Raw genomic sequence first — 21878 nt, forward strand, 5'->3', positions numbered from 1 at the left:
GCGGCCGCGAGGCGTAGCCTGCGGCCGCCGATAAGGAGAAGAATATGGGCGAATTTCTGAGCGTCGAGCGGCGCGGCAAGATCGCGATCCTGACGATGATCAAGCCCGAGAGCATGAATGCGATCGGCACGCACGCGGACTGCGACGACATCATCGACACGATGCGCGCGCTGGGGGCTGACCGCGGCGTGAGTGCGATCATCCTGACCGGCAGCGGCAAGGCGTTCAGCGCCGGCGGCAATTTGAAAGGCATGCAGGACCGGCAGGGCATCGGGGTGCTGGACCAGCCCGATTCCACCCGCGCCAATTACCGCCGCGGCGTGCAGGCGGTGATCCGCGCGCTGATGGACTGCGAAGTGCCGATGATCGCGGCGGTCAACGGCCATGCGATTGGGCTCGGCGCCGACCTCGCCTGTACCTGCGATATTCGCATCGCCGCGGAGAGCGCCAAATTTGCGTGCAGCTTCATCAAGGTCGGGATCGTTCCGGGCGACGGCGGTGCCTGGCTGCTGCAGAAGATTCTCGGCTATCCGCGCGCCGCCGAACTCTTTCTGACCGGCGACCGTTTCGACGCGGCGCAGGCGAAGGAATATGGGCTGGTCACCGAAGTCGTGCCCGATGAGGAACTGCTCGACCGCGCCATCGCGATCGCCGAGCGCATCGTATGCAATCCGCCGCGGGCGCTGCGGCTTACCAAGCGACTGCTCCGCGAGGCGCAACATAGCCGGATGAGCGACATCCTCGAGCTGAGCGCTGCCTATCAGGCAATCGTTCACGAAACCGCCGACAACCGCGAGGCGATCAACGCTTTCGTCGAGAAACGCCCCCCCGTTTTTACAGGAGACTGACCATGCTCGCCGAGCGCGTCCTGCCGCTGTCCGGCATCCACAATTTCCGCGATTACGGCGGTTACGACGTCGAGGGCGGCGGGCGCCTGCGCGACGGCATGCTGTGGCGCTCGGCGCATCATGTCGAAGCGAGCGACGACGATCTGGCAGCCATCGATGCACTGGGGATCGAGACGGTAATCGACCTGCGCGGCGACGACGAGCGCGAGGTGCATCCGTGTCGGCGCAGCGATAATTTCAGCGCGCGCGTGCTGTTCGCCGGCGGGGTGACCGCGGGGCTGGCGCCGCATCTGCAGGCCGCGGGCGGCGCGATCGACGCCGCGACGGCGCGCGAGCGGATGATCGACACCTATGCCGGCATGCCGTACCGCCCCGCGCTGGTCGCGACGCTGCGGCTCTATCTGTCGGCGCTGGCCGAATATGACGCGCCGAGCCTGGTCCACTGCGTCGCAGGCAAGGACCGCACGGGGTTCGCGGTGGCGATCGTCCACCGGCTGCTCGGGGTCCATGAGGACGATCTGATGCAGGATTATCTGCTCACCAACAGCGCGGGCAAGATCGACGAGCGCATCGCGCAGGGCGCGGCGCATATCCGCGCGCGTTATGGCGCCGAGATCCAGGAAGATGCGATCCGCGCGCTGATGTCGGTCAACCCCGCCTTCCTCGAGGCCGCGCTGGCGACGGTGCGCCGCGACCATGGCGATGTCGCGACCTATGCCGAAACGGTGCTGAACCTGACGCCCGAGATGCATGAGGCGATGGTGGACCGGTTGGTGGTTTGAACAACCGCAAGCCCCCAGGATAATCCGTTCGCCCTGAGCTTGTCGAAGGGCCGTTCTTCCTTCCGACCACGGAAGAAGGAAGGACGGTGCTTCGACAAGCTCAGCACGAACGGATGGTGGGTTCGGCGCTAGTTAGCTGCCCTTCACCAGCACCCCGCCCTTGACCACCGCATCGACGCTTTCGAGCTCGCGCACATCGGCTAGCGGGTCGCCGCCAACCGCTATGATGTCGGCGTAACGGCCGACCGCGATCGCGCCGACATCCTTTTCGCGCGCCAGCGCCTGCGCGGCGTTGCGCGTCGCGGCCTGGATCGCCTCCAGCGGGGTCATGCCGTACTGGACCATCACCTTGAACTGGCCGCCGACGAGGCCGTGTGGCATCACCCCCGCGTCGCTGCCGAAGACCATGCGCACGCCGGCCTTGTGCGCCTTGCGGAAATTGTCGCGCTGGATCTGGGCGATCTCGCGGTCCTTGCGGAGATTGTCCTCGAGCACGCCGTTCTTCGCGCCCTCGGACTGGGTGTAGTCGGTGTTGAAGATGTCCATCGAGAACCACACCGGACGCTTGCGCGCGACGGCCATGCGGATGCCCTCGTCATCGACGAGGCTGGCGTGTTCGATCGTGTCGATGCCCGCGGCGATCGCGGCGCGGATGCCCGAGGCGCCGTGCGCGTGCGCCGCGACCTGCAGCCCCCATTGATGCGCCTCGTCGGCGATCGCGCGCAGTTCGTTTTCGGGCACCTGAAGCTGGCCGGGCTCGGTGTTGCGCGAAAAGACACCGCCGGTCGCGCAGACCTTGATCACCTCGGCGCCATATTTGCGCTGGCGGCGGACCTGGTAGCGGAGCTCATCGGGGGTGTCGCCGATGCCTTCCTTCTTGGCGTCTTCCTTCTCGAAGCTCGGCGGGAAGAAGGTCGAATCGCAATGCCCGCCCGTGGCGCCGAGCGCATAACCCGCGCCGATGATCCGCGGTCCGACCGCATAACCGGCGTCGATAGCCTGCTTGAGACCGATGTCGTTGCGTTCGGACGAGCCGACATTGCGGATCGTCGTAAAGCCGGCACCCAGCATATCGCCCGCATTCTTGACCGCGGTCATGCCCCAGAAGCTGTCGGTATATTCGAGGCCGTTATAGCCGCCGATGTCGGCGGGGCCGTCGATATGGACGTGCATGTCGATGAGGCCGGGCAAGAGCGTCTTGTCGCCGAGGTCGATATGCTTGACGTCGCTGCCCCAGCGCACGGTGCGTGCGTCGGCGATGCTCGTGATGCGCCCGTCGGGACCGACGAAGATCGCGGGATAGTCGACCGTCTTGCCGGTCAGCACATCGATGTAGCGCGCGGCGGTGATGACGCTGTTGCCGCCGTCCTGCGCCTGTACCGACGTCGCCAGAAGCGCCGCCGAGCCGAGCGCGATTCCCCGCAGAAAACTGCCGAACTTCATTCGCGATTGCATGATCTCTCCGCCCTGTTGCTGATGCCCGGTAACTGGATGGCAAATCAGGACTTATTAGGACAGCGGAATCTTGTGCTGCGCCAGATAGTCGTAGTCGGGACGGCACGCATCGGCGACGCCCTGCCCCTGCGCATCGAGTTCGGGCAGCGGCTTGTCGGGCGCGCCGAAGCCGGTGCTGGTCATCACCGCGTCGTACCAGTGCGATGCCCAGATGCCGTCGGTGGCGCGCAGCCCGGCCTCCCAGCGCAGCATCGCGGGGTCCCAGGCGATACCGAGCGCGGCGCAGAGTTTGGCAAGCATCGCAGGCGGATCGCGGAGGATGTCGGCGCTGTCGATCACCGGCGGGGCGTGGCCGAGCCGGTCGGCTTCGCGATCGAAGAACTCGACCTGCTTGTCGGTGCCGAGATGGTCGGGACGCACCGCGACGCGCTTGGCGGCATAGCTTGCGACGACGCGCGCGGGGTCGCGGATCAGGAAGGCGTGGCGGAGGCCGGGCAGATCGTGGTGCCCGATCGGTCCGACCATATGGTGCGCCATATGCTTCTGGTACCAGATCGGCGTGCCCGCGGGGTTGGGACCGGTCATGGCTGCCGCGACGCCGGACCAGTCGCAGTCCATCGAGGCCATCACCGCGTCCATCATCGGCTGCGGGTCGCCGGTTTCTTTGAGATAGGCGCCGTAGAAGGGCTCGTCGCTGACATGGGTGTCGGCGCGGGCGCCGAAGCTGCGCATCATCGCGGTCGACAGGTTGCGCGGACCCGACCACATGGCGATGCGGATGCAGCCGGGCATGCGTCAGGCCTGACCCGAAATATCGCGCTCGATCAGTGCCTTGTACAGTCCTTGCAATCGCTCGACCATCGGTCCCCTGCCCTCGGTCAGCTTGCGCCCGTCGATGGTGTGCGCGGGGACCACGCCCGCGAAGGTGCCGGTCACGAACGCCTCGTCGGCGCCATAGACGTCGGTGAGCGAGAAATTCTTTTCGAACACCGGGATGCCATTCTCGCGGCAGAGGCGGATGACGTTGGCGCGGGTGATGCCGCCGAGGCAATAGTCGCCGCTCGACGTCCACACCTCGCCCTTGCGCACGATGAAGAAATGGGTCGAGTTGCAGGTGGCGACGAAGCCGTGCGGGTCGAGCATCAATCCTTCGTCGGCGCCCGCCTGCGCCGCCTGGATGCAGGCGGTGATGCAGTTCAACTTGCTGTGCGAATTGAGCTTCTGGTCCTGTACCGCGGGGTCGCCGCGGCGGACATGGACGGTGAAGAGCGTCAGCCCCTTTTCGACCGTCGCGGGCAGCGGGTCCTTATGCTCGGCGATGATGACGATCGTCGCGGGCGAGATGACGACGCGCGGGTCCTGGTACGGCGTCGAGCGGATTCCGCGCGTGACCATCAGGCGGATATGGCATCCGGTCATCTGGTTGCCCGCAATCGTATCGTAAAGCCGCTGGATCAGCGCTTCGCGCGAAATCCCGATGTCCATCGCGATCGCCTTGGCGCCCTCGAACAGGCGATCCAGATGCTGGTCGAGGAACGCCATCCGCCCCTTGTGGACGCGGATGCCTTCCCACACGCCATCGCCGAGCATGAAGCCGCTGTCGAACACCGACACGGTCGCCTCGGCGCGCGGCACCAGCGTGCCGTTGACGTTGATCAGGATCGCGTCGTTGCGCGGGTCGGGGACGAAATCGTGGGTGCCTTGCGCCATGCGGCGACACTAGCCACCGCGGCGCGCCTGTCGAGGGGTCAGACGCCCTTGCGCCCGAAACCGCCGGGGCGCGGGGCCGGACGATCAAGGTCGGCTTCGACCGGCGGCGCGGTTTCGCGGCGGCTCATATAGCTGGCAAAAGCGGCGTCGGCGTCGAAACCCTCGGTCGGCCGGTCGTCGCCGATGTCGATGCCGGCGCCCGGCACGCGGTTAGAGCCCGAGGCGACGCGGATCATCTTGACCAGCGGGCCGATGAGGAAAAGCAGCCCGATGACCGACAGGCCGAGCACGGTCGGGCCGAGCCCGATGCCGGCGATCCCCTGCATCGATCCGCCGCCGACCCCGGCGAAATGCCAGAGCAGAAACCCGATATAGACAACAGGGATCAGCGCGAGGAGCCAGCCGAAAAAAGCGCGCATGCGAAAACCTCTTCCTTGTGCGAAGAGGGACTTAGCAGGCGGCGGTTAGGATTTTCTTATCCGGCAGGCGTTTCGCGCCGCGCATAGACGGCGCCGAGCAAGGCGAAGGCGGCGCCGAGCATCGTGCCGCCGACGATGTCGCTCGCCCAATGCACGCCGAGCATCATGCGCGAGACGCCGTTGAGGACGATCATCACCCCCGCGAGGCTCCACGCCGCACGGCGCCAGCGCGGCGGCACCAGCCAGGCCAGCATGAGATAGACCACCGCGGCGCTGGTCGCATGGCCGCTGGGGTATGAAAAGCTCGTCTGGTGGTCGAGGTGCGGGATGAGGTCGGGGCGCGAGACGCCGAAGCCGAGCTTGAGCAGGCTCGACGCCAGGTTCGAAAGCAGCGAAGCCCCCGCCAGCGCTACCGCGCAGCGCGGCCCGCACCAGTGCCAGACGAGCGCCGACAGCGCGATGACGATGATCCAGCGCGGAATGCCGCCGCCGATCCAGCTCACGCCCTGCATTAAGGCGATGAACAGCGGATCGCTCTTGCCGACCTGGAGCACGAGGCCGGTCGAGATGCGCAGGTCCATCGCCTGCGTCCAGCCCGCCACGACCGCGAAGCCGAGCAGGATGACGCCGACGAGCAATATGGCGGCGGCGATCAGGAAGCGGGTGTGGCGGGTGGTGAAATTCAAAATGATCCTCCCTGTGGCGGAGCTATGGGGAGGTGGCGGCCCCGCATGGGCCGACGGAGGGGCCTCTCCACCACCCTGCGGGTGGTCCCCTTCCCCATCGCTGCGCGACGGGGAGGATCGGAATGTCAGATGTGCAAAGGCCGTCCGAAGGCCGCCAGCACGCCCTCGTGCATCGTTTCGCTGAGCGTCGGGTGCGGGAAAACGGTGCCGATGAAATCATCCTCGACCAGCTCGGCGGTCTTGCCGATCGTATAGCCCTGGATCAGCTCGGTGACCTCGGCGCCGATCATATGCGCGCCGAGCAGTTCGCCGGTCTTGGCGTCGAACACGGTCTTGGTGAAACCCTCGGCCTCGCCCAGCGCGATCGCCTTGCCGTTGCCGATGAAGGGGAAGGTGCCGGCCTTGACCTCGTAACCCAGCTCCTTGGCCTTCGCTTCGGTCAGCCCGACGCTGGCGATCTGCGGGCGGCAATAGGTGCAGCCGGGGATGTTGCGCGGGTCCATGGCGTGCGGATGATGGCCCGCGATCGCTTCGACCGAGATCACCGATTCGTGCATCGCCTTGTGCGCGAGCCACGGCGGCGCGGTGACGTCGCCGATCGCCCAGATACCGGGGACGTTGGTGCGGCACATCGCATCGGTGTCGATATGGCCCTTGGTCGTCTTCACGCTCAATGCTTCGAGGCCGATATTCTCGGTGTTCGGGACGATGCCGATCGCGACGATCGCATGGCTGAATTCGGCCGATTCGACCTTGCCGTCCTTGCCCTTGATCTTCGCCGAGACCCCGGTCGCGGTCGCCTTCAGTTCCTCGACCCCGGCGCCGGTATGGATCGTCATGCCCTGCTTCTTGAGCTGCTTTTCGAGGAACGCCGAGACATCGGCATCCTCGACGGGGACCAGCCGGTCGAGCATCTCGACCACGGTCACTTCGGCGCCCATGTCGCTGTAGAAGCTAGCGAATTCGATGCCGATCGCGCCCGATCCGATAACGAGCAATTTCTTGGGCATTTCGGGCGGGACGAGCGCGTGGCGATAGGTCCAGATGCGCTTGCCGTCGGCGGGCGCGAAAGGCAGGTCGCGCGCGCGCGCGCCGGTCGCGACGATGATGTTCTTGGCGGTGAGGGTCTCGGTCCCCTTCTCGCCCTTTACTTCCAGCTTGCCCGGCGCCGTCAGCTTGCCCTCGCCCATATGGACGGTGATCTTGTGCTTCTTCATCAGGAAGGCGACGCCCTGGCTCAGCTGCTTGGCGACCCCGCGGCTGCGCTTCACGACGGCGTCGATGTCGGCGCTGATCTGTTGCGCGATCAGACCGTAATCGCCGGCATGCTGCATATAATGATAGATTTCGGCCGAGCGCAGCAGCGCCTTGGTCGGGATGCAGCCCCAGTTGAGGCAGATGCCGCCGAGATTCTCGCGCTCGACGATCGCGGTCTTGAGCCCGAGCTGCGCCGCACGGATCGCCGCGACATAGCCGCCGGGGCCCGAACCGAGGACGATGAGGTCGTAATTGGTGTCAGCCATTATGGGCTCCTTCAAAAGCCCCTCTCCCCTTGCGGGAGAGGGGTTGGACTATCAGCTCGGCCGCGGCCGAAAAATCGTTCGACCCGTGCGCCACAGGCCATAAGCAGTCAGGACATACAGCGGCCAGATGGCGATGCCGGTCGCGAGCCATCCAAGGAATCCAACTCCCGCTTGCAGCACAAAAACAGCCATCGCCAAGGCCCCGCAAACTGCACTGAGGAAGATGACGATGCCCACGAAACGGAACCAGCGCCGACTGTTTTCACTATAGCCCGTCGCCGCCGCGAAATAGCATATGATCATCACTGCCACTGAAAGCAGGATCAGTAACGATAGCCCCGCTTTCAGCATCTTGGCTTACGCCACCAGCCCCAGCGGGCTTTCCACCAGTTCCTTGAAGGTCTTCATCAGCAGCGCGCCATCCGCACCGTCGATCGCGCGGTGGTCGAAGCTGCCGGTGGCCGACATGACCGTCGCAATGGCAAGCGCGTCGTCGACGACATAGGGGCGCTTCTCGCCCGCGCCGATCGCCATGATCATCGCCTGCGGCGGGTTGATCACCGCGGTGAACTGCTTGATCCCCATCATGCCCATGTTCGAGATCGAGGCGGTGCCGCCCTGATATTCGCTGGGCTGGAGCTTGCCTTCCTTCGCCTTCGCCGCGAGTTCGGCCATTTCGGTCGAGATTTTCGACATCGACTTGCCGCCCGCGTCGACGATGATCGGGGTGATCAGGCCGCCGGGGATGCTCACCGCGACCGAGATGTCGGCGCGGCTGTATTTGCGCATCACGTCGCCGCCGAAGCTGACATTGCACGACGGCACGCGCTCGAGCGCGATCGCAAGCGCCTTGATCAGCATGTCGTTGACGCTGAGCTTGACCCCGCGGCCTTCGAGGCTGGCGTTGAGCTCGCCGCGGAGCTTCAGGAGCGCGTCGAGGCGGATGTCGACGGTGAGGTAGATGTGCGGCGATTCCTGCATCGACTGGCTGAGGCGGCGCGCGATCGTCTTGCGCATGCCGCTGAGCTTTTCGTCCTCGTGCGGGATGCCGAAATCGGGGATGCCACCCGCGGCGGCCGGAGCCTGTGCCGCGGCGGGCGCGGCGGCAGGAGCGGCTGCGGCGGGCGCTGCGGCCGCGGCGGGTGCGGCCGCGCCGGCAGGGGCGCCGTCGAGGTCGTCCTTAACGATGCGGCCGCCGGGGCCGGTTCCCTTGATGGTCGAGAGGTCGATGCCGCGTTCGGCGGCGAGGCGCTTGGCGAGCGGGCTGGCCTTGATGCGCTCGCCCGACGCGGCGGGCGCGGCGGTGGGTGCCGGAGCCGGGGCGGCTGCGGGCACGGGTGCCGGAGCGGGTTCGGCGGCCTTGGGCGCCTCTTCCTTCGCAGCCGGGGCCGGTGCAGCAGCCGCGGGCGCCGCCTTTGCCGCGCTCGCATCTTCGCCCTCGCCCGCGATCGTCGCGATCACGGTGCCGACCTTCACCCCGTCGGTGCCCTCGGCGACCAGGATCGAGGCGATCACGCCTTCGTCGATCGCTTCGAACTCCATCGTCGCCTTGTCGGTCTCGATCTCGGCGAGCAGGTCGCCCGACTTCACCGTGTCGCCCTCCTTGACCAGCCATTTGGCGAGCGTCCCTTCCTCCATCGTCGGCGAAAGGGCGGGCATTTTGAGTTCGATCGGCATCGTTGGACGTGTCCCTGTCAGTCTTGCAGGCCTGGCCTGCCGCTACGGATTACCCCCTCGTCATAAGACCATCGTTCGTCAACGTCCATCGGGGCAAACTTGCGTTTCATACGAATGTGACGCACTCTCCCCTCGCAAAAAGCATAGCGGGGCCCTCCCGCAAATGCTCAGCGGGGGTCGGGGCATGCGTACGTATCTGGTCGTGATCGACGACAGCCCGGAAGCGAGCCTGGCGCTGCGTTTCGCGGCGCGGCGCGCGGCGCGCACGGGCGGCGGGGTCGCGGTGCTGGCGATCATCCCGCCACAGGATTTCGTGGCGTTCGGCGGCGTGCAGGCGACGATCGAGGCCGAGGCGCGCGAACATGCCGAGGCTCTGGTGTCGGCGGCGGCGGATACGGTGCAGCAGGAAGCCAATGTCACGCCGCAGGTCATGGTCCGTCAGGGCAAGCCCGCTGAGGTTGTGTGCCAAGTGATCGCCGAGAATGACGAGATCGCCGCGCTGGTGCTGGCGACGGCGGCGAGCGGCGCGCCGGGGCCGCTGGTCGCGCATTTCACCGGACAGGATGCGGGCACGCTCCCCTGTCCGGTGATGCTGGTGCCGGGCGGGATCGACGTCGCCCGATTGGATGCGCTAAGCTAGGTCAGACGAGCAGCGCGCGGCCGTCCACCGCCGCGCCCTTCCATTCGAGCGCGGCAAAGACGAAGACTCCGACCGCCTGCGCGATCACGACCGCGATGCCGAGACCGGTCATCGTGCCGGAAAAGGCAGCGACGACGCCCAGGCTGGCAGCGACCCAGCCGATATTGCCGACCGCGATCAGCTTGACGAGCGCGGCATTGGGGACCGCCTGCGCCGCGGCGATGAGCATCAGCAAGCCCGCGGCAAGGCAGATCCAGCCGCCGATGGCGACGACCTGCTCGGGAAGCCCGAGCAGCGAAGCCGCGGGCGCCGCGGCGAACAGGCCGACGAGGAACACGCCGGTGGCGGTGACGGCATCGAGGACGAGAATGGTCTTGAGATTGCGGATCGACATGTGGGTTCTCCTTTCGAACCCGGTCCAGATATGCCGCGAATCGACGCGGGTCGATTACGCCGGAGGTAATGGAAATATCGAAGGCCGAGGTATAGCTCCTGCCGATAAAGGAGACAGACGATGCAGGTAGCACCCTTGGGCGAGCAGCTTCGCGAATGGCGGACGCGCCGGCGGATGAGCCAGATGGACCTCGCGCTCGACATCGAGATTTCGACGCGCCACCTGAGCTTTATCGAGACGGGTCGTTCGAAGCCGAGCGCGGCGATGCTGCAGCGGATCGCCGACTGCCTCGAGGTGCCGCACCGCGCGCGCAACGCGCTGCTGCTCGCCGCGGGCTACGCCCCCAATTATCAGGAGCGCGCGCTCGACAGCCCCGAAATGGCGGGGATGAAGACGATCGTCGAGCATGTGCTGAAGGGGCACGAACCCTATCCCGCGCTCGCGGTCGACCGCCACTGGAACATGATAGCGGCCAACGACGCGATCGCGATCCTGGTCGAGCAGGTGTCGCCCGAATTGCTGGTGCCGCCGGTCAATGTGCTGCGCCTCGCGCTCCATCCCGACGGGCTGGCGCCGCAGATCGTCAATTACGCGATGTGGCGCGCACATATCCTCCACCGGCTCGACCTGCAGATCGAGGCGAGCGCCGATGCGGGGCTGATGGCGCTGCGCGAGGAGATCGCGGGATATCCGGGGCCGGCGAACGACATCGGGCACGGGGCGGTGAGTAGCATCGCGGTGCCGCTGCTGCTCGACACGATCGCGGGGCGTATTTCGTTCGTGTCGACGGTGACGATCTTCGGGACGCCGGTGGATATCACGCTGTCGGAGCTGGCGATCGAGGCGTTTTTTCCGGCGGATGCCGAGAGTGCGGCGTTGTTGCAGAAACTGGCGGCGAAATGATCTCCCCTCCCTGCAAGGGAGGGATCGGGGGTGGGTCAGCGACATTAAAGGTAAAGGCTGACGTCCGCTCGGCTCGCTACGTTCGCACCCACCCCTAACCCTCCCTCGCAGGGAGGGGAACTGGCTACCGCTTCCGCCCCTTGTGCTTGATATTCGCCGGCCGGCCGCGCTTGCCGACCACATGCTTGCCGGCCTTGTCCTTACGCGTCCCGTCGCGCCGCGGCGGGTTGCTCCGAAAGCCGCCCTCGGGCGCATCGGGCAGTTCGAACCGCAAAGCGCCGCTCACCGGGTTCGCCTCCATCAGCCGCAGGTCGAGCCGCTGGCCGACGGTAAAGCTCACCCGCCCATGCTCGCTGTCGAGCGTGCGCGCCGCCTCGTCGTAGAAGAAGCGCTCGCTGCCCAGCGTTGACACCGGCACCAGCCCGTCGCCGCCCAATCCATCGACCGTCGCAAAGAAGCCGAAGGGCTGCACCCCCGTGATCCGCGCCTGGACGATCTCGCCGGTCTTGTTGGCGAGATAGGCGGCGACATAGCGGTCGATCGTCTCGCGCTCGGCCTCCATCGCGCGGCGTTCGAGCGCGCTGATCGCCTCGCCGATGCGCGACAGCCCCTTGGCATCGGCCTCGCCGAGCCCGGTCCGCGCGGGCAGGTCCTTGGGCTTGCCGGGGACTTCGAGCTTGTAGCTGTCGACGAGCGCGCGATGGACGATCAGGTCGGCGTAGCGGCGGATCGGCGAGGTGAAATGCGCGTAGCTGCCGAGCGCGAGGCCGAAATGCCCCGAGTTCGCGGGTCCGTAATAGGCCTGCGTCTGGCTGCGCAGGATCGCCTGCATGATTTCGGGCAGGCGGTCGTCCTGCGAAAAGCCGTCGATCAGCCGGTTGAACACCGCGGGGGTGATCACCTGTCCCAGCGCGAAGCTCTGCTCGAAGGTTTCGAGATAGTCCTTGAGGCTGACGAGCTTTTCGCGGCTCGGCGGCTCGTGGATGCGGTACATCACCGGCGATTTCTTGGCCTCGAGCGCCTTTGCCGCCGCGACATTCGCCGCGATCATATAATCCTCGATCAGCCGCATCGAATCGAGCCGGTCGCGCACGCGAATCTCGGCGATGCCGCCCGCCTCGTCGAGGATCACCTGCCGCTCGGGCAGGTCGAGGTCGAGCGGCGCACGCGCGGCGCGCGCCTTGGCAAGCAGCGCCCAGCAGGCCCAGAGATTCTTGAGCGAAGGCAGCACGTCGGCGTCCCACTCGTCGCGCGCTTCATCGGCGTCATAGGCCACCTGCGCTTGCTCATAAGCGATGTTTGCGCGCAGCCGCACCAGCGCGCGGGTGAAACGCCATGACGTCACCTTGCCATGCTTGTCGATGACGAGGTGGCACGCCATCGCGGCGCGGTCCTCTCCGGCTTTGAGCGAGCAAACGCCGGCGGACAGCGTCTCGGGCAGCATCGGGACGACGCGGTCGGGGAAATAGACGCTGTTGCCGCGCCGCCGCGCCTCGCGGTCGAGTTCGCCGTCGGGGCGAACATAATAACTCACGTCGGCGATCGCGACGATCGCCTTGAAACCGCCTTTGTTGGCCGCATCGTCGTCGGGGATTGCCCAGACGGCGTCGTCATGGTCGCGCGCGTCGATCGGGTCGATCGCGACGATCGGGAGGTCGCGCAGGTCCTCGCGCCCCGGGGGAGTGAGGGGCAGTTTCGCCGCACGCTCGGCCTCGGCGACCGTCTCGGCGCCGAAGACATGCGGGATTTCGTGGCGCGCGATCGCGATCATGCTGAGCGCCCTCGGCGCAAAGGGGTCGCCGATGCGCTCGATCACCTTGGCCTTGGTCGCGGGGCCGCGCCCCGTCAGTTCGGCGCGCACGAGGTCGCCGATGCCGGCGTCGGCCATGTCGGCGACCGCGAAGTCAAAGCGCGCGCGCTTGTCGGCGGGGCGCAGCCAGGTCATCGCCTTGCCGCCGGGGCCGACGTCGTGGACGAGCACGCCGATGACGAGCTCGGCGCTCGTCTGCAATCGCTTCATCGGATGCGCGACATGGCCGCCGCCGCGCTCTTCCGTGCGCGCGAGCACGCGGTCGCCGACGCCGAGCGCGCCTTTCCGCCCCTGCTCCATCACGCGCAGCCGCGGCGGCGGGCCCGCGCCTTCCCAGCGGTCGGGCACCGCCCAGACATTGCTGCCCTCGATCGCCGCCACGCGCAGCACGGTGACGCGCGGCAGCCCGCCATGTTTGTGGAAGGCGCGGCCCGGCGCCATGTCGACGAGCCCCTCGTCGGTCATGTCCTTGAGCAGCGCCTTCAGCGCGACCTTGTCGGCGCCATGGAGGCCGAAATGCTTGGCGATCTCGCGCTTGCCGACCGCATCACTGCTGTCGGCGATGAAGCGCATGATCTGGTCGCGTGTCGGAAGTCCGGCCTGGATTTTGCGTGGCATGATCCGCTGATAGGGGGCAACGCGCGGCGCGTCACCCCCATCTGCCGATCAATAATAGGGCTGGATGTCGATCACGCGGCCCGAGGCGTCGGCGGTGCAGACCGAGCGATAGCTGCCGGTCGCCATCGTGTAGACATGGCTTCCGCGCTGCTCGCGCTGGCTGACCACGACGCTGCTACCCCACGGCGCATTCTGAAATTCGTCGGCCCGGCGAGCGCATGCCGTGCGCCCCCCGTCGGTGCCGCCGCGCGCATAGGGGCGGTTTGCCATGCGGCGGTTTGCCGCTTCGGTCTCGCCCGCCATATAGCCGTTATGATAGCCTTCGCTGTCGTGACGGTCGTACTGACCGCCGTAGAGGCCGTCGTTGTAACCGCGCGAATATTCGCTGTCGTGATCGGCGCCGCCATGGTCGTCGCCGTGCTTTTTCTTGTGGCTGGCGAGTGCCGCGATCAGCCCGACGACCGCCACCGCGCCGACCGCCGCGGCGGCGTTCCCGCCGCCTTTGCCGCAATCGCCGGCGTCGGCCTTGTCGATGCTGGCGTAGCGCCCCTGGCTGACGACGACGCGCACGCAGGTGTCGCCGTTCCACCAATATTGGCCACCATTCTTGAACGTCTCCATCTTGTAGCCGCGGCTTTGCATCTCGCTCTCGGCCCCCGGCGCACGCGCGCCCACGAGGTCGGAGAGGCTACCGGGAGTTTTGGCGTAAGCGGGCGCCATACCGGTCCCGATCATCGAAGCAGCCGCCAAGGCCGCGATCGTCCGTCGCATCATGATCTTTCCCCTGTCAGCGCGCGCGGCGCACGACCCCACCGCTACGCAATGCGCGGGACCTTCTTCGGCCGAGTCCCTGAGCGCGCAGCATAGCGGAAAAGCGCTCCGCAAAGAACGACATTCAGGGTTAGGGCGCGGCTGACCACGCCGTCGACAACGCGAAAGCGGCCCCGGGAAGCCGCGCAATCCCTCGGCTGCCGTCAGTCCTGCCCCGCGCTTGGCGGAGCGCCGAACCGGTTGGCGCCGGCCGTCCCCGGAAGTGCCAGAAGAATGATCACGGCGAGGACGCACGCGAGATATACGATGTTATTGAAGAACAGCAGCAGGAAGAGCGAAAAGTCGGGTGGAGCGCCCGTTTCGGTTCCGCGGCCGAAATCGTCGAACAGCGGCCGCATCGTCGCCAGGCCGATCGCCAGAAAAGGCAGCGGCAACAATATCCACCAGCCGCGCCGGTCGCTGTCGTGCAGCCGCCGCACGGCCGCGGCGGCGATCAGCAGGAAAGCGATCGACAGGACGAAGACCATGCCGCCGATCAGAATATCCATGTCGGGCAGCACATCGGGGTGATGCCCGCGAATCTCGACCGAATAATGCCCCGGCCCGCTTGTCACGGTTACATCCTCGGGATGCTCGCGCGCCACGCGAGCCGCGCCTTCCGCCATCTGATCGAAGGCGGGCTGCATCGCGAACATCATCGCGACCGCCACCAGCAGGCCATTGACGCCGGCGAACATCCAGAAGGGGGCCACCGCCATACGTCCGCCGAAACGGAAGATTCCGGAATATCCCTCCCGGAGTGCCGCCAGCATCAATAGGTCCGCCCCACCAGCACGCGTTCGACCGCGGGCTCGCCGGTGAAGAAGCACGCACCGTCGGCCGGGGCGGCATCGAGCGGGGTGTTGCGCATCGTCAGCTTGAGTGCCTTCAACTGCTCCACGATCTTGTCGAGCGCGGCGCCGGTCGGGCGCGCCCATTGCACTTCGGCCCAGCCGACGAATTTGTCGTCGCCGGCGAAATGCGCTTTTAGATCGGTGACATCGCGGACGATGTTCGCATCGAGCCGCGCTTTGGCTTCGGCGTAGAGGCCGGTCTGGATATCTTCGAGGATCGCCACCGCGCTCGCGACGAAATCGCCCTTGGCCACGAACGCGGTGTCGAGCTTGCCGCTCTCCTGATAGAGACGGTCGCGGCGGATCACTGCGACATTGCCGCCCGCGACGTCGCGCGGGCCTACCTCGACGATGACCGGCGCGCCCTTCTTGACCCAGCCCCAGCGCTTGGTTTGCGCCTTGGCGCCGCTGGTGTCGAGCAGCACGCGCACGGGCTCGCGGAAGGCGTCGAGCGCCTTGAGGCTCGCTTCGAGGTCGCGGCAATAATCGAGGATCGCGTGGTCTTCGTCATTGTCGCGCAGCATCGGCACGATGACGATCTGGTGCGGCGCGATGCGCGGCGGACAGCGCAGACCGTCGTCGTCGCCGTGCGTCATGATCACCCCGCCGATCATCCGCGTCGAGGTGCCCCAGCTCGTCGTATGGCAGAGGCTGTGGCCGCCGTCCTTGTCCTGGTAGCGGATATTCGCTGCCTCGGCGAAACCGGTGCCGAGATAATGCGAGGTGCCCGCCTGGAGCGCCTTGCCGTCCTGCATCATCGCCTCGATCGAATAGGTCGCGACCGCGCCCGGGAAACGCTCGTTCTCGGGCTTCTCGCCCGCGACCACGGGCATCGCGAGCACATCCTCCGCGAAGGCGCGGTACATTTCGAGCGCGCGCAGCGTCTCGGCCATCGCGTCGGCCTTGTCGGCGTGCGCCGTATGGCCCTCCTGCCACAGGAATTCGCTTGTGCGCAGGAACATGCGCGTGCGCATTTCCCAACGCACGACATTGGCCCATTGGTTGACCTTCAGCGGCAGGTCGCGCCAGCTCTGCACCCAGCGGCTCATCGCATTGCCGATCACCGTCTCCGACGTCGGCCGGACGATCAGCGGCTCCTCGAGCTTCGCCTCGGGATCGGGGACGAGCTTGCCCTTCGCATCCTGAATCAGCCGGTGGTGCGTGACGACCGCCATTTCCTTGGCGAAACCATCGACATGGTCGGCCTCCTTCTCGAAGAAGCTCAAGGGGATGAAGAGCGGGAAATAGGCGTTCTGCACGCCGGCGTCCTTGATCGCGGCGTCCATGACCTTCTGGATGCGCTCCCAAATGCCGTATCCCCAAGGCTTGATCACCATGCAGCCGCGCACCCCCGATTCCTCGGCGAGGTCGGCCTCGGCAATGACATCTTGATACCAGGCCGCGAAGTCGGCCTGACGGGTTACGCTGAGCGCATGCTTGATCATCGGTCCTGATTTCTCAACTGGGGGGCGGGAGAGCGGCCCCGATTATTTCTTGTTGGCGAGCTCAGCCTTGAGGTCGGCGATTTCGGCCTTGAGCGCCGCGATCTCGGCGTCCTTGGCCTTGGTTGAACCCGCGCCTGGGATGAAGGCGCTGGTCGCCTGCTGGAACATCTCGAGGTTGCGGCGCGTCAGCTCGGCAAGCGGGTTCGAACCGAGCGCGCCTTCGAGCGCGGCGCGCACGTCCTGCTGGTTCTTGCGGAAGGTCGCCATCGACGCCTCGAGATATTGCGGCACCATCGACTGCATCTTGTCGCCATACATACCGATCAGCTGGCGCAGGAAATTGACGGGCAGCAGCGTCTCGCCGCGCGTTTCCTCGTCCATGATGATCTGCGTCAGCACATTATGCGTGATGTCCTCGCCGCTCTTGGCGTCGACGACACGGAAATCGCGACCGTCGCGGACCATCGTGCCCAGATCCTCGAGCGTGATGTAGCAGCTGCGCTCCGTATCGTAGAGGCGCCGGTTCGCATATTTCTTGATCGTAACCGTGTCGCCGTCGGCCGGCGCCTTGGACTTCGCCATGTGCTGCTGCTCCCTGACCCATGACAAAGGCGACCCCGCCGCGTCGGGCTTGAACGTTGAAAAGCGGCAATAGCATCAATCTATGATGCGTCGCAACATGAAGCCGGCACGGAGGTGCGTGAGCCAGCGATTCGCCTCGCTCTCGGCGCCAGACGATCGGCGCGACGGTTCGCGCCGACAAATTTTTCACGTGACGGCAGGACGGCGCGACGAGTCGAGTGGCGCAATATAGTTTCAACTGAAACATTGGATGCGACATAATTGCCGCCCCGTTCGCATCACGGCACGGCCTTTGTGTCACCGTCTCACAACCTTGTTATTTTGGCCGAATTACAGCGCGAGTCCGCCAACTGTTGCGAAAATGACACAATGTCATGCCGATGGCGCACAGCCGTCAGAAAATTGCCACAGGGGGCTTGTGCCACTTTCGTTTTCGGTCTTTCTTGGGTGCAATCCGTTCATCTCTATTTTTGAACGGACAACCGGGGAGTTACCAAATGAATAAGTCGCACCTGCTTATGGGTGCTGCTGCCTTTGCAGTGGCCATTTCCGTGAGCCAACCTGTTTTCGCTCAAGACACACCCGCCGCCACCGCCGATTGCGTCGACGCCGATGAAGATGGCGTCTGCGACAGCGAAGCGACGTCCGGCCAGGGCTCCGACATCGTCGTGACCGGATCGCGCATCCGTCGCGACGAATATAACGCGATCGAGCCGATCACCGTCGTCACCGCCGAAGAAATCACGCAGTCGGGCTTCAACAGCGCGACCGACGCGCTGCAGAGCGCCGAAGTCACCGCCGGCGCCGGTCAGATCAACAACTTCTATGGCGGCTTCGTCACCGCCGGCGGCACCGGCGCGAACACGCTGGGCCTTCGCAACCTGGGCCCAGCGCGTACGCTGGTCCTGCTGAACGGCCGCCGCATCGCCCCCGCGGGTACCCGCGGCAACGTCCTGGCGGCCGACCTTAACGTGCTGCCGACCGCCATCGTCGAGCGTATCGAAGTCCTGAAGGCCGGCGCTTCGTCGGTTTACGGTTCGGACGCGGTCGCCGGCGTCGTCAACATCATCACCGACAACAAGGTGCGCGGCCTGACGATCGACGCGCAGGTCAACGTTCCCGAAGTGGGTGCCGGCGTCGACAAGCGCATCGCCGCGACCTTCGGTTTCGACACCGACCGCCTGAACGTCATCGGATCGATCGAAGTCCGCAAACGCAACGCGCTGCGCCTCGACGACCGCGGCTTCACCAGCTGTCCGATCCCCGGCTTCCGCACGGGACCGGATGCCGAATTCGGCTCGGACGATCCGTTCCCGCTCGGCGATCCGCGCAACTGCTTCACCATCGACAACGGCGGCGTGACCATCAACACGCTCGGCACGCCGACCCGCACCGGCATCGGCCGCACCAGCGGCGTGCTCGGCAACTTCAACCGCTTCGTGCCCGCACCGGGCCAGGGTGGCGGTTCGCTTCCGGGCTATCTGGGCGTCGGCACCTATGACCGCGACAGCTTCGATCCGGAAAGCCAGAAGGAAGAGCTGATCACGCCGGTGAAGACCTACACGGGCTTCCTCGCCGCGACCTATGACGTCGGCGGGCTCGGCAACGCCGAAGTCTATGGCGAACTCCTCGCGACCCGTCGCCAGTCGTCCTCGCTGCTGTATCGCCAGCTTTCGCTCGACTATCTCCAGGGCAGCCCGCTGCTTCCGGTCGAACTGCGCGACGGCGTCTTTGCCGCTCCCACCAACACGACGAGCGGCCGCAACATCGCGGCGCGCGCGTTCATCGGCTTCGGTCTGACCGACTCCTCGCAGGAAGTCGATTATGTTCGCGCAGGCGGCGGTATTCGCGGCGACTTCGTGTTCGACGGCTGGCGCTACGACGCCTATGCCGGCAAGTCGTGGACCGACGGCACCTATGAGATCGAATCGTTCTTGATCGATCGCGTGGCGGCTTCGACCAACGTGGTGCAGAACCCCAATGGTACGTTCAGCTGCGCCGCAGCGGCGACCTTTGCAAACTGCGTCGCGGCGCCTGCGCTCAGCGCGGACGTTGTCGGCGGCAACCTGCCGCAGGCATGGCGCGACTATATCCTGCAGAACACGATCGGCACGACCAAGTTCCGCGAATCGACCTTCACGGCGTCGATCGACGGTCCGCTGTTCAAGATGCCGGGCGGCGACGTGCAGCTGGCAATCGGCGTGGAATATCGCAAGCAGCGGATCGACGACACGCCCGATCCGAACTCGATCAGCGGCAACCTGCTCGGCCTGACTGCCGGTACGCCCACGCGCGGTACGGACAACGTCAAGGAAGCCTTCGCGGAAGTCTTCGTCCCGATCCTGTCGGATCGTCCTTTCTTCCACAACCTGAACCTCAACGCGTCGATCCGTTACACCGACTATGCGTCCTATGGTTCGGACTACACCTACAAGATTGCGGGTGAGTGGGAGTTCTTCGAAGGCTTCGGTATCCGCGGCAGCTATGGCACCTCCTATCGTGCCCCGGCGCTCGCCGAGCAGTTCCTGGGCGCCACCAGCGGCTTCATCGGCGCGGCGAACGATCCTTGCGATGCGGACAACTTCCCGCGGGCCAATGGTCAGCCGAACCCGGGTGCCTACACCCCGGCACAGCAGCAGCGCGCTGCCAACTGCGCCGCGGTCGGCATCAACGTCGCGACGTTCCAGCAGAACAACGGCATCACGTCGTTCACCCGCGGCGGTGCCGAAACCGGCCTGTCGGCTGAAACCTCGCGCAACTGGTCGGTCGGTGCGGTCATCCAGCCGCGTCTTCCGGGAACCACGACGTTCGCCTTTGCCGTCGATTATTTCGACATCAAGGTCACCAACGGCGTTTCGGCGCTCAGCGGCACGACGATCCTCAATCGTTGCTACAACGATGTCGACTTCGACCCGAACGGCGGTTTCTGCCGCTTCGTTCAGCGTGACGCCAACCAGATCCTGACCGTCACCAGCGGCTTCGTGAACCTGGCCGAGGACGTCGTGAAGGGTTATGAAGCGTCGCTGCGCTTCGGCACCGACCTGTTCGGCGGCCGCCTGCTGCTCAACGCGAACGTGACCAAGTACACCGAACAGTCGGACCGGACCTTCCCCGAGGAAATCCTGCTCGACGCGAACGGTACGCTGAACGTTCCGGATTGGGTCGGTTCGGGCGACCTGACCTATCGCAAGGGCCCGGTGACGTTCCGTTACGGCGTGACCTGGTTCGACGGCAGCAGCGGCACGGCCGAGTACAACCAGACCAGCCGTACGACGGGTGTGGTGAACCAGGCCAACGTGGACATCCTGAACGATTTCTACGTGATCGAAACGCCCGCCTATTTCCTCCACAACGCGTCGTTTCAGTTCGACGTGAACGAAAAGCTGGAGATCACGATGGGCGTCCGCAACCTGTTCGACAAGGATCCGCCGAAGGTGACCGTCTATTACACGACCATCGGCAACGCGCCGTTGTACTCGGGTTACGACTATACCGGTCGCCAGTATTTCGTGAACGCGACCTTCAAGATCTGATAGGACCTCGATCCAAAAAGGAAGGGCCCCGGGAAACCGGGGTCCTTTTTTCATGCGCTCATGTCGGCGGCCGTTACGGGTTCCGGACGGCGAGCTTTCCTATTGCCAGACGCGCTTGAAACGCGCGCCTAGGCCGGTCAGCAGCTCATATTGCGACAGACCCGAACGCGCCGCGACCTCGGGCAGGTCGTAGCCCAGCGTCAGCCAGTCGCCCTCGCAAATCGCAAGGTCACCCGCGTCGAAGGCGGTGAGGTCCATCGACACGCGCCCGGCGACGGGCAAATAGCGCCCCTTCCAGCTCGCAAAGCCGACCCCGCCCGACTGGCAGCGGAGATAGCCGTCGGCATAGCCGATATTGGCGACCGCGATCCACGCGCGGTCCTTTGCCGTCCATGTCGCGCCATAACCGACGCTATCGCCCGCTTCGACGGTGCGGACCTGCAGCACGCGCGCTTCGGGAAAGACGACCTGCCGCAGCTGCCCCGCTGCCTCGCCGCGCGGCACGCCGCCGTAGAGCGCGAGCCCGGGGCGGGTGAGATCGAAAGCATAGTCGGCGCCCAGGCAGATGCCCGCGCTGTTGGCGAGGCTGTAGCGCCGCGCCGGGATCGCTTCGCGGAGCGCGCGGAAAGTCGCGAGCTGCTGCGCATTTTGATCGCTATCCTCGTCGGCCGAGGCGAGATGGCTGAGCAGCGTCTCGATCGCGAGCCCGTTGAGCGCCCCGCCCATCACCTCGGCGACGGTCAGCCCCAACCGGTTCATGCCGGTGTCGACCATCACGTCACACGGCCGCCCTTCCCCGGCTTCGCGCCAGCGCGCGACCTGCTCGGCGCTGTTGAGGACCGGCCGCGCGGGCAATGTGCGCGCCGCGACCATGTCGCTCGCGCCGACGCCGTGGAGTACTGACAGCGACGCGCCGGGCGCCAGCGGCATCAACGCCGCCGCCTCGGCCCAGGTCGCGACGAAGAAGTCGCGGCAACCCGCCGCCGTCAGATGGCGCATCACCGCGCGCGCGCCGAGGCCATAGCCGTCGGCCTTGAGCGCCGCGCCGGTCGCCGCGCCGCCGCTCGCCTTCGCGAGCCAGCGCCAGTTGGCGACGAGCGCCGCGCTGTCGAGGCGAAGGCGAAGCGGGGCGGCGATATCGATCATCCCCCGCCCCTAGCTGCGAAAAACGGCAGCGCCAATGGGGCGA

At 66.0% G+C, this 21878-nt stretch carries 20 protein-coding genes; 5 read left to right on the forward strand and 15 right to left on the reverse strand.

What is annotated here, in order from left to right; translation table 11 throughout:
- Positions 1-44 precede the first annotated feature (44 nt).
- Both BWQ93_RS07210 and BWQ93_RS07215 read left to right on the forward strand, forming a co-directional pair.
- Positions 45-848, forward strand: a complete 804-nt coding sequence (locus BWQ93_RS07210) for a crotonase/enoyl-CoA hydratase family protein (protein WP_077029929.1) — start codon at positions 45-47, stop codon at positions 846-848.
- Positions 849-850: 2 nt separating this feature from the next.
- The gene (locus BWQ93_RS07215) at positions 851-1630 is read left to right on the forward strand and encodes a tyrosine-protein phosphatase (RefSeq protein ID WP_077029930.1); all 780 of its coding nucleotides are present in this window, start codon (positions 851-853) and stop codon (positions 1628-1630) included.
- Between the two features lie 132 nt (positions 1631-1762).
- Here BWQ93_RS07215 and BWQ93_RS07220 read toward each other — a convergent pair whose 3' ends face one another.
- From BWQ93_RS07220 to BWQ93_RS07255, 8 genes are all read right to left on the reverse strand, one after another.
- Positions 1763-3085, reverse strand: a complete 1323-nt coding sequence (locus BWQ93_RS07220; RefSeq protein ID WP_077029931.1) for a Xaa-Pro dipeptidase — start codon at positions 3083-3085, stop codon at positions 1763-1765.
- Positions 3086-3139: 54 nt separating this feature from the next.
- A complete protein-coding gene (locus tag BWQ93_RS07225) occupies positions 3140-3877 on the reverse strand; it encodes a sulfotransferase family protein (RefSeq protein WP_077029932.1) in 738 nt (245 codons plus the stop codon).
- Positions 3878-3880: 3 nt separating this feature from the next.
- Positions 3881-4795 carry an aminotransferase class IV gene (locus tag BWQ93_RS07230; RefSeq protein WP_077029933.1) on the reverse strand — a complete coding sequence of 305 codons (915 nt, stop codon included), beginning with the start codon at positions 4793-4795 and terminating at the stop codon, positions 3881-3883.
- Between the two features lie 38 nt (positions 4796-4833).
- Entirely contained in the window at positions 4834-5214 is a 381-nt protein-coding gene (locus BWQ93_RS07235; protein ID WP_077029934.1) for a hypothetical protein, read from the reverse strand.
- 56 nt (positions 5215-5270) lie between these two features.
- A complete protein-coding gene (locus BWQ93_RS07240; protein WP_077029935.1) occupies positions 5271-5900 on the reverse strand; it encodes a phosphatase PAP2 family protein in 630 nt (209 codons plus the stop codon).
- 125 nt (positions 5901-6025) lie between these two features.
- Positions 6026-7423 (reverse strand): dihydrolipoyl dehydrogenase, encoded by a 1398-nt coding sequence (lpdA, locus tag BWQ93_RS07245; RefSeq protein ID WP_077029936.1) that lies wholly within the window; start codon positions 7421-7423, stop codon positions 6026-6028.
- A 51-nt stretch (positions 7424-7474) separates the two neighbouring features.
- Positions 7475-7774, reverse strand: a complete 300-nt coding sequence (locus tag BWQ93_RS07250; RefSeq protein WP_156878171.1) for a hypothetical protein — start codon at positions 7772-7774, stop codon at positions 7475-7477.
- Positions 7775-7780: 6 nt separating this feature from the next.
- The gene (locus tag BWQ93_RS07255) at positions 7781-9100 is read right to left on the reverse strand and encodes a pyruvate dehydrogenase complex dihydrolipoamide acetyltransferase (RefSeq protein ID WP_077029938.1); all 1320 of its coding nucleotides are present in this window, start codon (positions 9098-9100) and stop codon (positions 7781-7783) included.
- 184 nt (positions 9101-9284) lie between these two features.
- On the opposite strand from BWQ93_RS07255, the gene BWQ93_RS07260 reads away from it, so the two are divergent.
- Positions 9285-9740, forward strand: a complete 456-nt coding sequence (locus BWQ93_RS07260) for a universal stress protein (protein WP_077029939.1) — start codon at positions 9285-9287, stop codon at positions 9738-9740.
- A 1-nt stretch (position 9741) separates the two neighbouring features.
- Here the strand turns inward: BWQ93_RS07260 and BWQ93_RS07265 are convergent, their stop codons facing one another.
- On the reverse strand, positions 9742-10134 hold the full coding sequence (locus BWQ93_RS07265; RefSeq protein WP_077029940.1) for a hypothetical protein: 393 nt from the start codon (positions 10132-10134) through the stop codon (positions 9742-9744).
- A 120-nt stretch (positions 10135-10254) separates the two neighbouring features.
- On the opposite strand from BWQ93_RS07265, the gene BWQ93_RS07270 reads away from it, so the two are divergent.
- Positions 10255-11037, forward strand: coding sequence for a helix-turn-helix domain-containing protein (locus tag BWQ93_RS07270; RefSeq protein WP_077029941.1), 783 nt, complete (start codon positions 10255-10257; stop codon positions 11035-11037).
- A gap of 124 nt (positions 11038-11161) precedes the next feature.
- Here the strand turns inward: BWQ93_RS07270 and BWQ93_RS07275 are convergent, their stop codons facing one another.
- The 5 genes from BWQ93_RS07275 to phaR all read right to left on the reverse strand — a co-directional run bounded on the left by BWQ93_RS07275 (position 11162) and on the right by phaR (position 17156).
- Positions 11162-13465, reverse strand: coding sequence for a ribonuclease R family protein (locus BWQ93_RS07275; protein WP_077029942.1), 2304 nt, complete (start codon positions 13463-13465; stop codon positions 11162-11164).
- 48 nt (positions 13466-13513) lie between these two features.
- A complete protein-coding gene (locus BWQ93_RS07280) occupies positions 13514-14239 on the reverse strand; it encodes a hypothetical protein (protein WP_156878172.1) in 726 nt (241 codons plus the stop codon).
- Positions 14240-14439: 200 nt separating this feature from the next.
- Positions 14440-15048, reverse strand: a complete 609-nt coding sequence (locus BWQ93_RS07285; protein WP_077029943.1) for a DUF805 domain-containing protein — start codon at positions 15046-15048, stop codon at positions 14440-14442.
- Positions 15048-16574 (reverse strand): proline--tRNA ligase, encoded by a 1527-nt coding sequence (gene proS, locus BWQ93_RS07290; protein ID WP_077029944.1) that lies wholly within the window; start codon positions 16572-16574, stop codon positions 15048-15050. The genes BWQ93_RS07285 and proS overlap by 1 nt, the downstream gene beginning before the upstream one ends.
- 42 nt (positions 16575-16616) lie before the next feature.
- Positions 16617-17156, reverse strand: a complete 540-nt coding sequence (gene phaR, locus BWQ93_RS07295; RefSeq protein ID WP_077029945.1) for a polyhydroxyalkanoate synthesis repressor PhaR — start codon at positions 17154-17156, stop codon at positions 16617-16619.
- A gap of 497 nt (positions 17157-17653) precedes the next feature.
- Here phaR and BWQ93_RS07300 point away from each other — a divergent pair, with 497 nt between their 5' ends.
- Complete coding sequence (locus BWQ93_RS07300) at positions 17654-20689, forward strand: TonB-dependent receptor domain-containing protein (protein ID WP_077029946.1); 3036 nt, start codon at positions 17654-17656, stop codon at positions 20687-20689.
- Between the two features lie 99 nt (positions 20690-20788).
- Here BWQ93_RS07300 and alr read toward each other — a convergent pair whose 3' ends face one another.
- Complete coding sequence (gene alr, locus BWQ93_RS07305) at positions 20789-21835, reverse strand: alanine racemase (RefSeq protein WP_077029947.1); 1047 nt, start codon at positions 21833-21835, stop codon at positions 20789-20791.
- Between the last annotated feature and the right edge of the window lie 43 nt (positions 21836-21878).

This window comes from Sphingopyxis sp. QXT-31 (genome assembly GCF_001984035.1).
Taxonomy (GTDB): domain Bacteria; phylum Pseudomonadota; class Alphaproteobacteria; order Sphingomonadales; family Sphingomonadaceae; genus Sphingopyxis.

Bases quoted from the DNA above. Each gene is read 5' to 3' on its own strand.
- BWQ93_RS07225 (WP_077029932.1), bottom strand. From the start codon at position 3,877: ATGCCCGGCTGCATCCGCATCGCCATGTGGTCGGGTCCGCGCAACCTG.
- BWQ93_RS07250 (WP_156878171.1), bottom strand. From the start codon at position 7,774: ATGCTGAAAGCGGGGCTATCGTTACTGATCCTGCTTTCAGTGGCAGTG.
- BWQ93_RS07300 (WP_077029946.1), top strand. From the start codon at position 17,654: ATGAATAAGTCGCACCTGCTTATGGGTGCTGCTGCCTTTGCAGTGGCC.
- phaR (WP_077029945.1), bottom strand. From the start codon at position 17,156: ATGGCGAAGTCCAAGGCGCCGGCCGACGGCGACACGGTTACGATCAAG.
- BWQ93_RS07260 (WP_077029939.1), top strand. From the start codon at position 9,285: ATGCGTACGTATCTGGTCGTGATCGACGACAGCCCGGAAGCGAGCCTG.
- BWQ93_RS07285 (WP_077029943.1), bottom strand. From the start codon at position 15,048: ATGCTGGCGGCACTCCGGGAGGGATATTCCGGAATCTTCCGTTTCGGC.
- BWQ93_RS07280 (WP_156878172.1), bottom strand. From the start codon at position 14,239: ATGATGCGACGGACGATCGCGGCCTTGGCGGCTGCTTCGATGATCGGG.
- BWQ93_RS07270 (WP_077029941.1), top strand. From the start codon at position 10,255: ATGCAGGTAGCACCCTTGGGCGAGCAGCTTCGCGAATGGCGGACGCGC.
- alr (WP_077029947.1), bottom strand. From the start codon at position 21,835: ATGATCGATATCGCCGCCCCGCTTCGCCTTCGCCTCGACAGCGCGGCG.
- proS (WP_077029944.1), bottom strand. From the start codon at position 16,574: ATGATCAAGCATGCGCTCAGCGTAACCCGTCAGGCCGACTTCGCGGCC.
- BWQ93_RS07255 (WP_077029938.1), bottom strand. From the start codon at position 9,100: ATGCCGATCGAACTCAAAATGCCCGCCCTTTCGCCGACGATGGAGGAA.
- BWQ93_RS07275 (WP_077029942.1), bottom strand. From the start codon at position 13,465: ATGCCACGCAAAATCCAGGCCGGACTTCCGACACGCGACCAGATCATG.
- BWQ93_RS07265 (WP_077029940.1), bottom strand. From the start codon at position 10,134: ATGTCGATCCGCAATCTCAAGACCATTCTCGTCCTCGATGCCGTCACC.
- BWQ93_RS07215 (WP_077029930.1), top strand. From the start codon at position 851: ATGCTCGCCGAGCGCGTCCTGCCGCTGTCCGGCATCCACAATTTCCGC.
- lpdA (WP_077029936.1), bottom strand. From the start codon at position 7,423: ATGGCTGACACCAATTACGACCTCATCGTCCTCGGTTCGGGCCCCGGC.
- BWQ93_RS07230 (WP_077029933.1), bottom strand. From the start codon at position 4,795: ATGGCGCAAGGCACCCACGATTTCGTCCCCGACCCGCGCAACGACGCG.
- BWQ93_RS07220 (WP_077029931.1), bottom strand. From the start codon at position 3,085: ATGCAATCGCGAATGAAGTTCGGCAGTTTTCTGCGGGGAATCGCGCTC.
- BWQ93_RS07210 (WP_077029929.1), top strand. From the start codon at position 45: ATGGGCGAATTTCTGAGCGTCGAGCGGCGCGGCAAGATCGCGATCCTG.
- BWQ93_RS07235 (WP_077029934.1), bottom strand. From the start codon at position 5,214: ATGCGCGCTTTTTTCGGCTGGCTCCTCGCGCTGATCCCTGTTGTCTAT.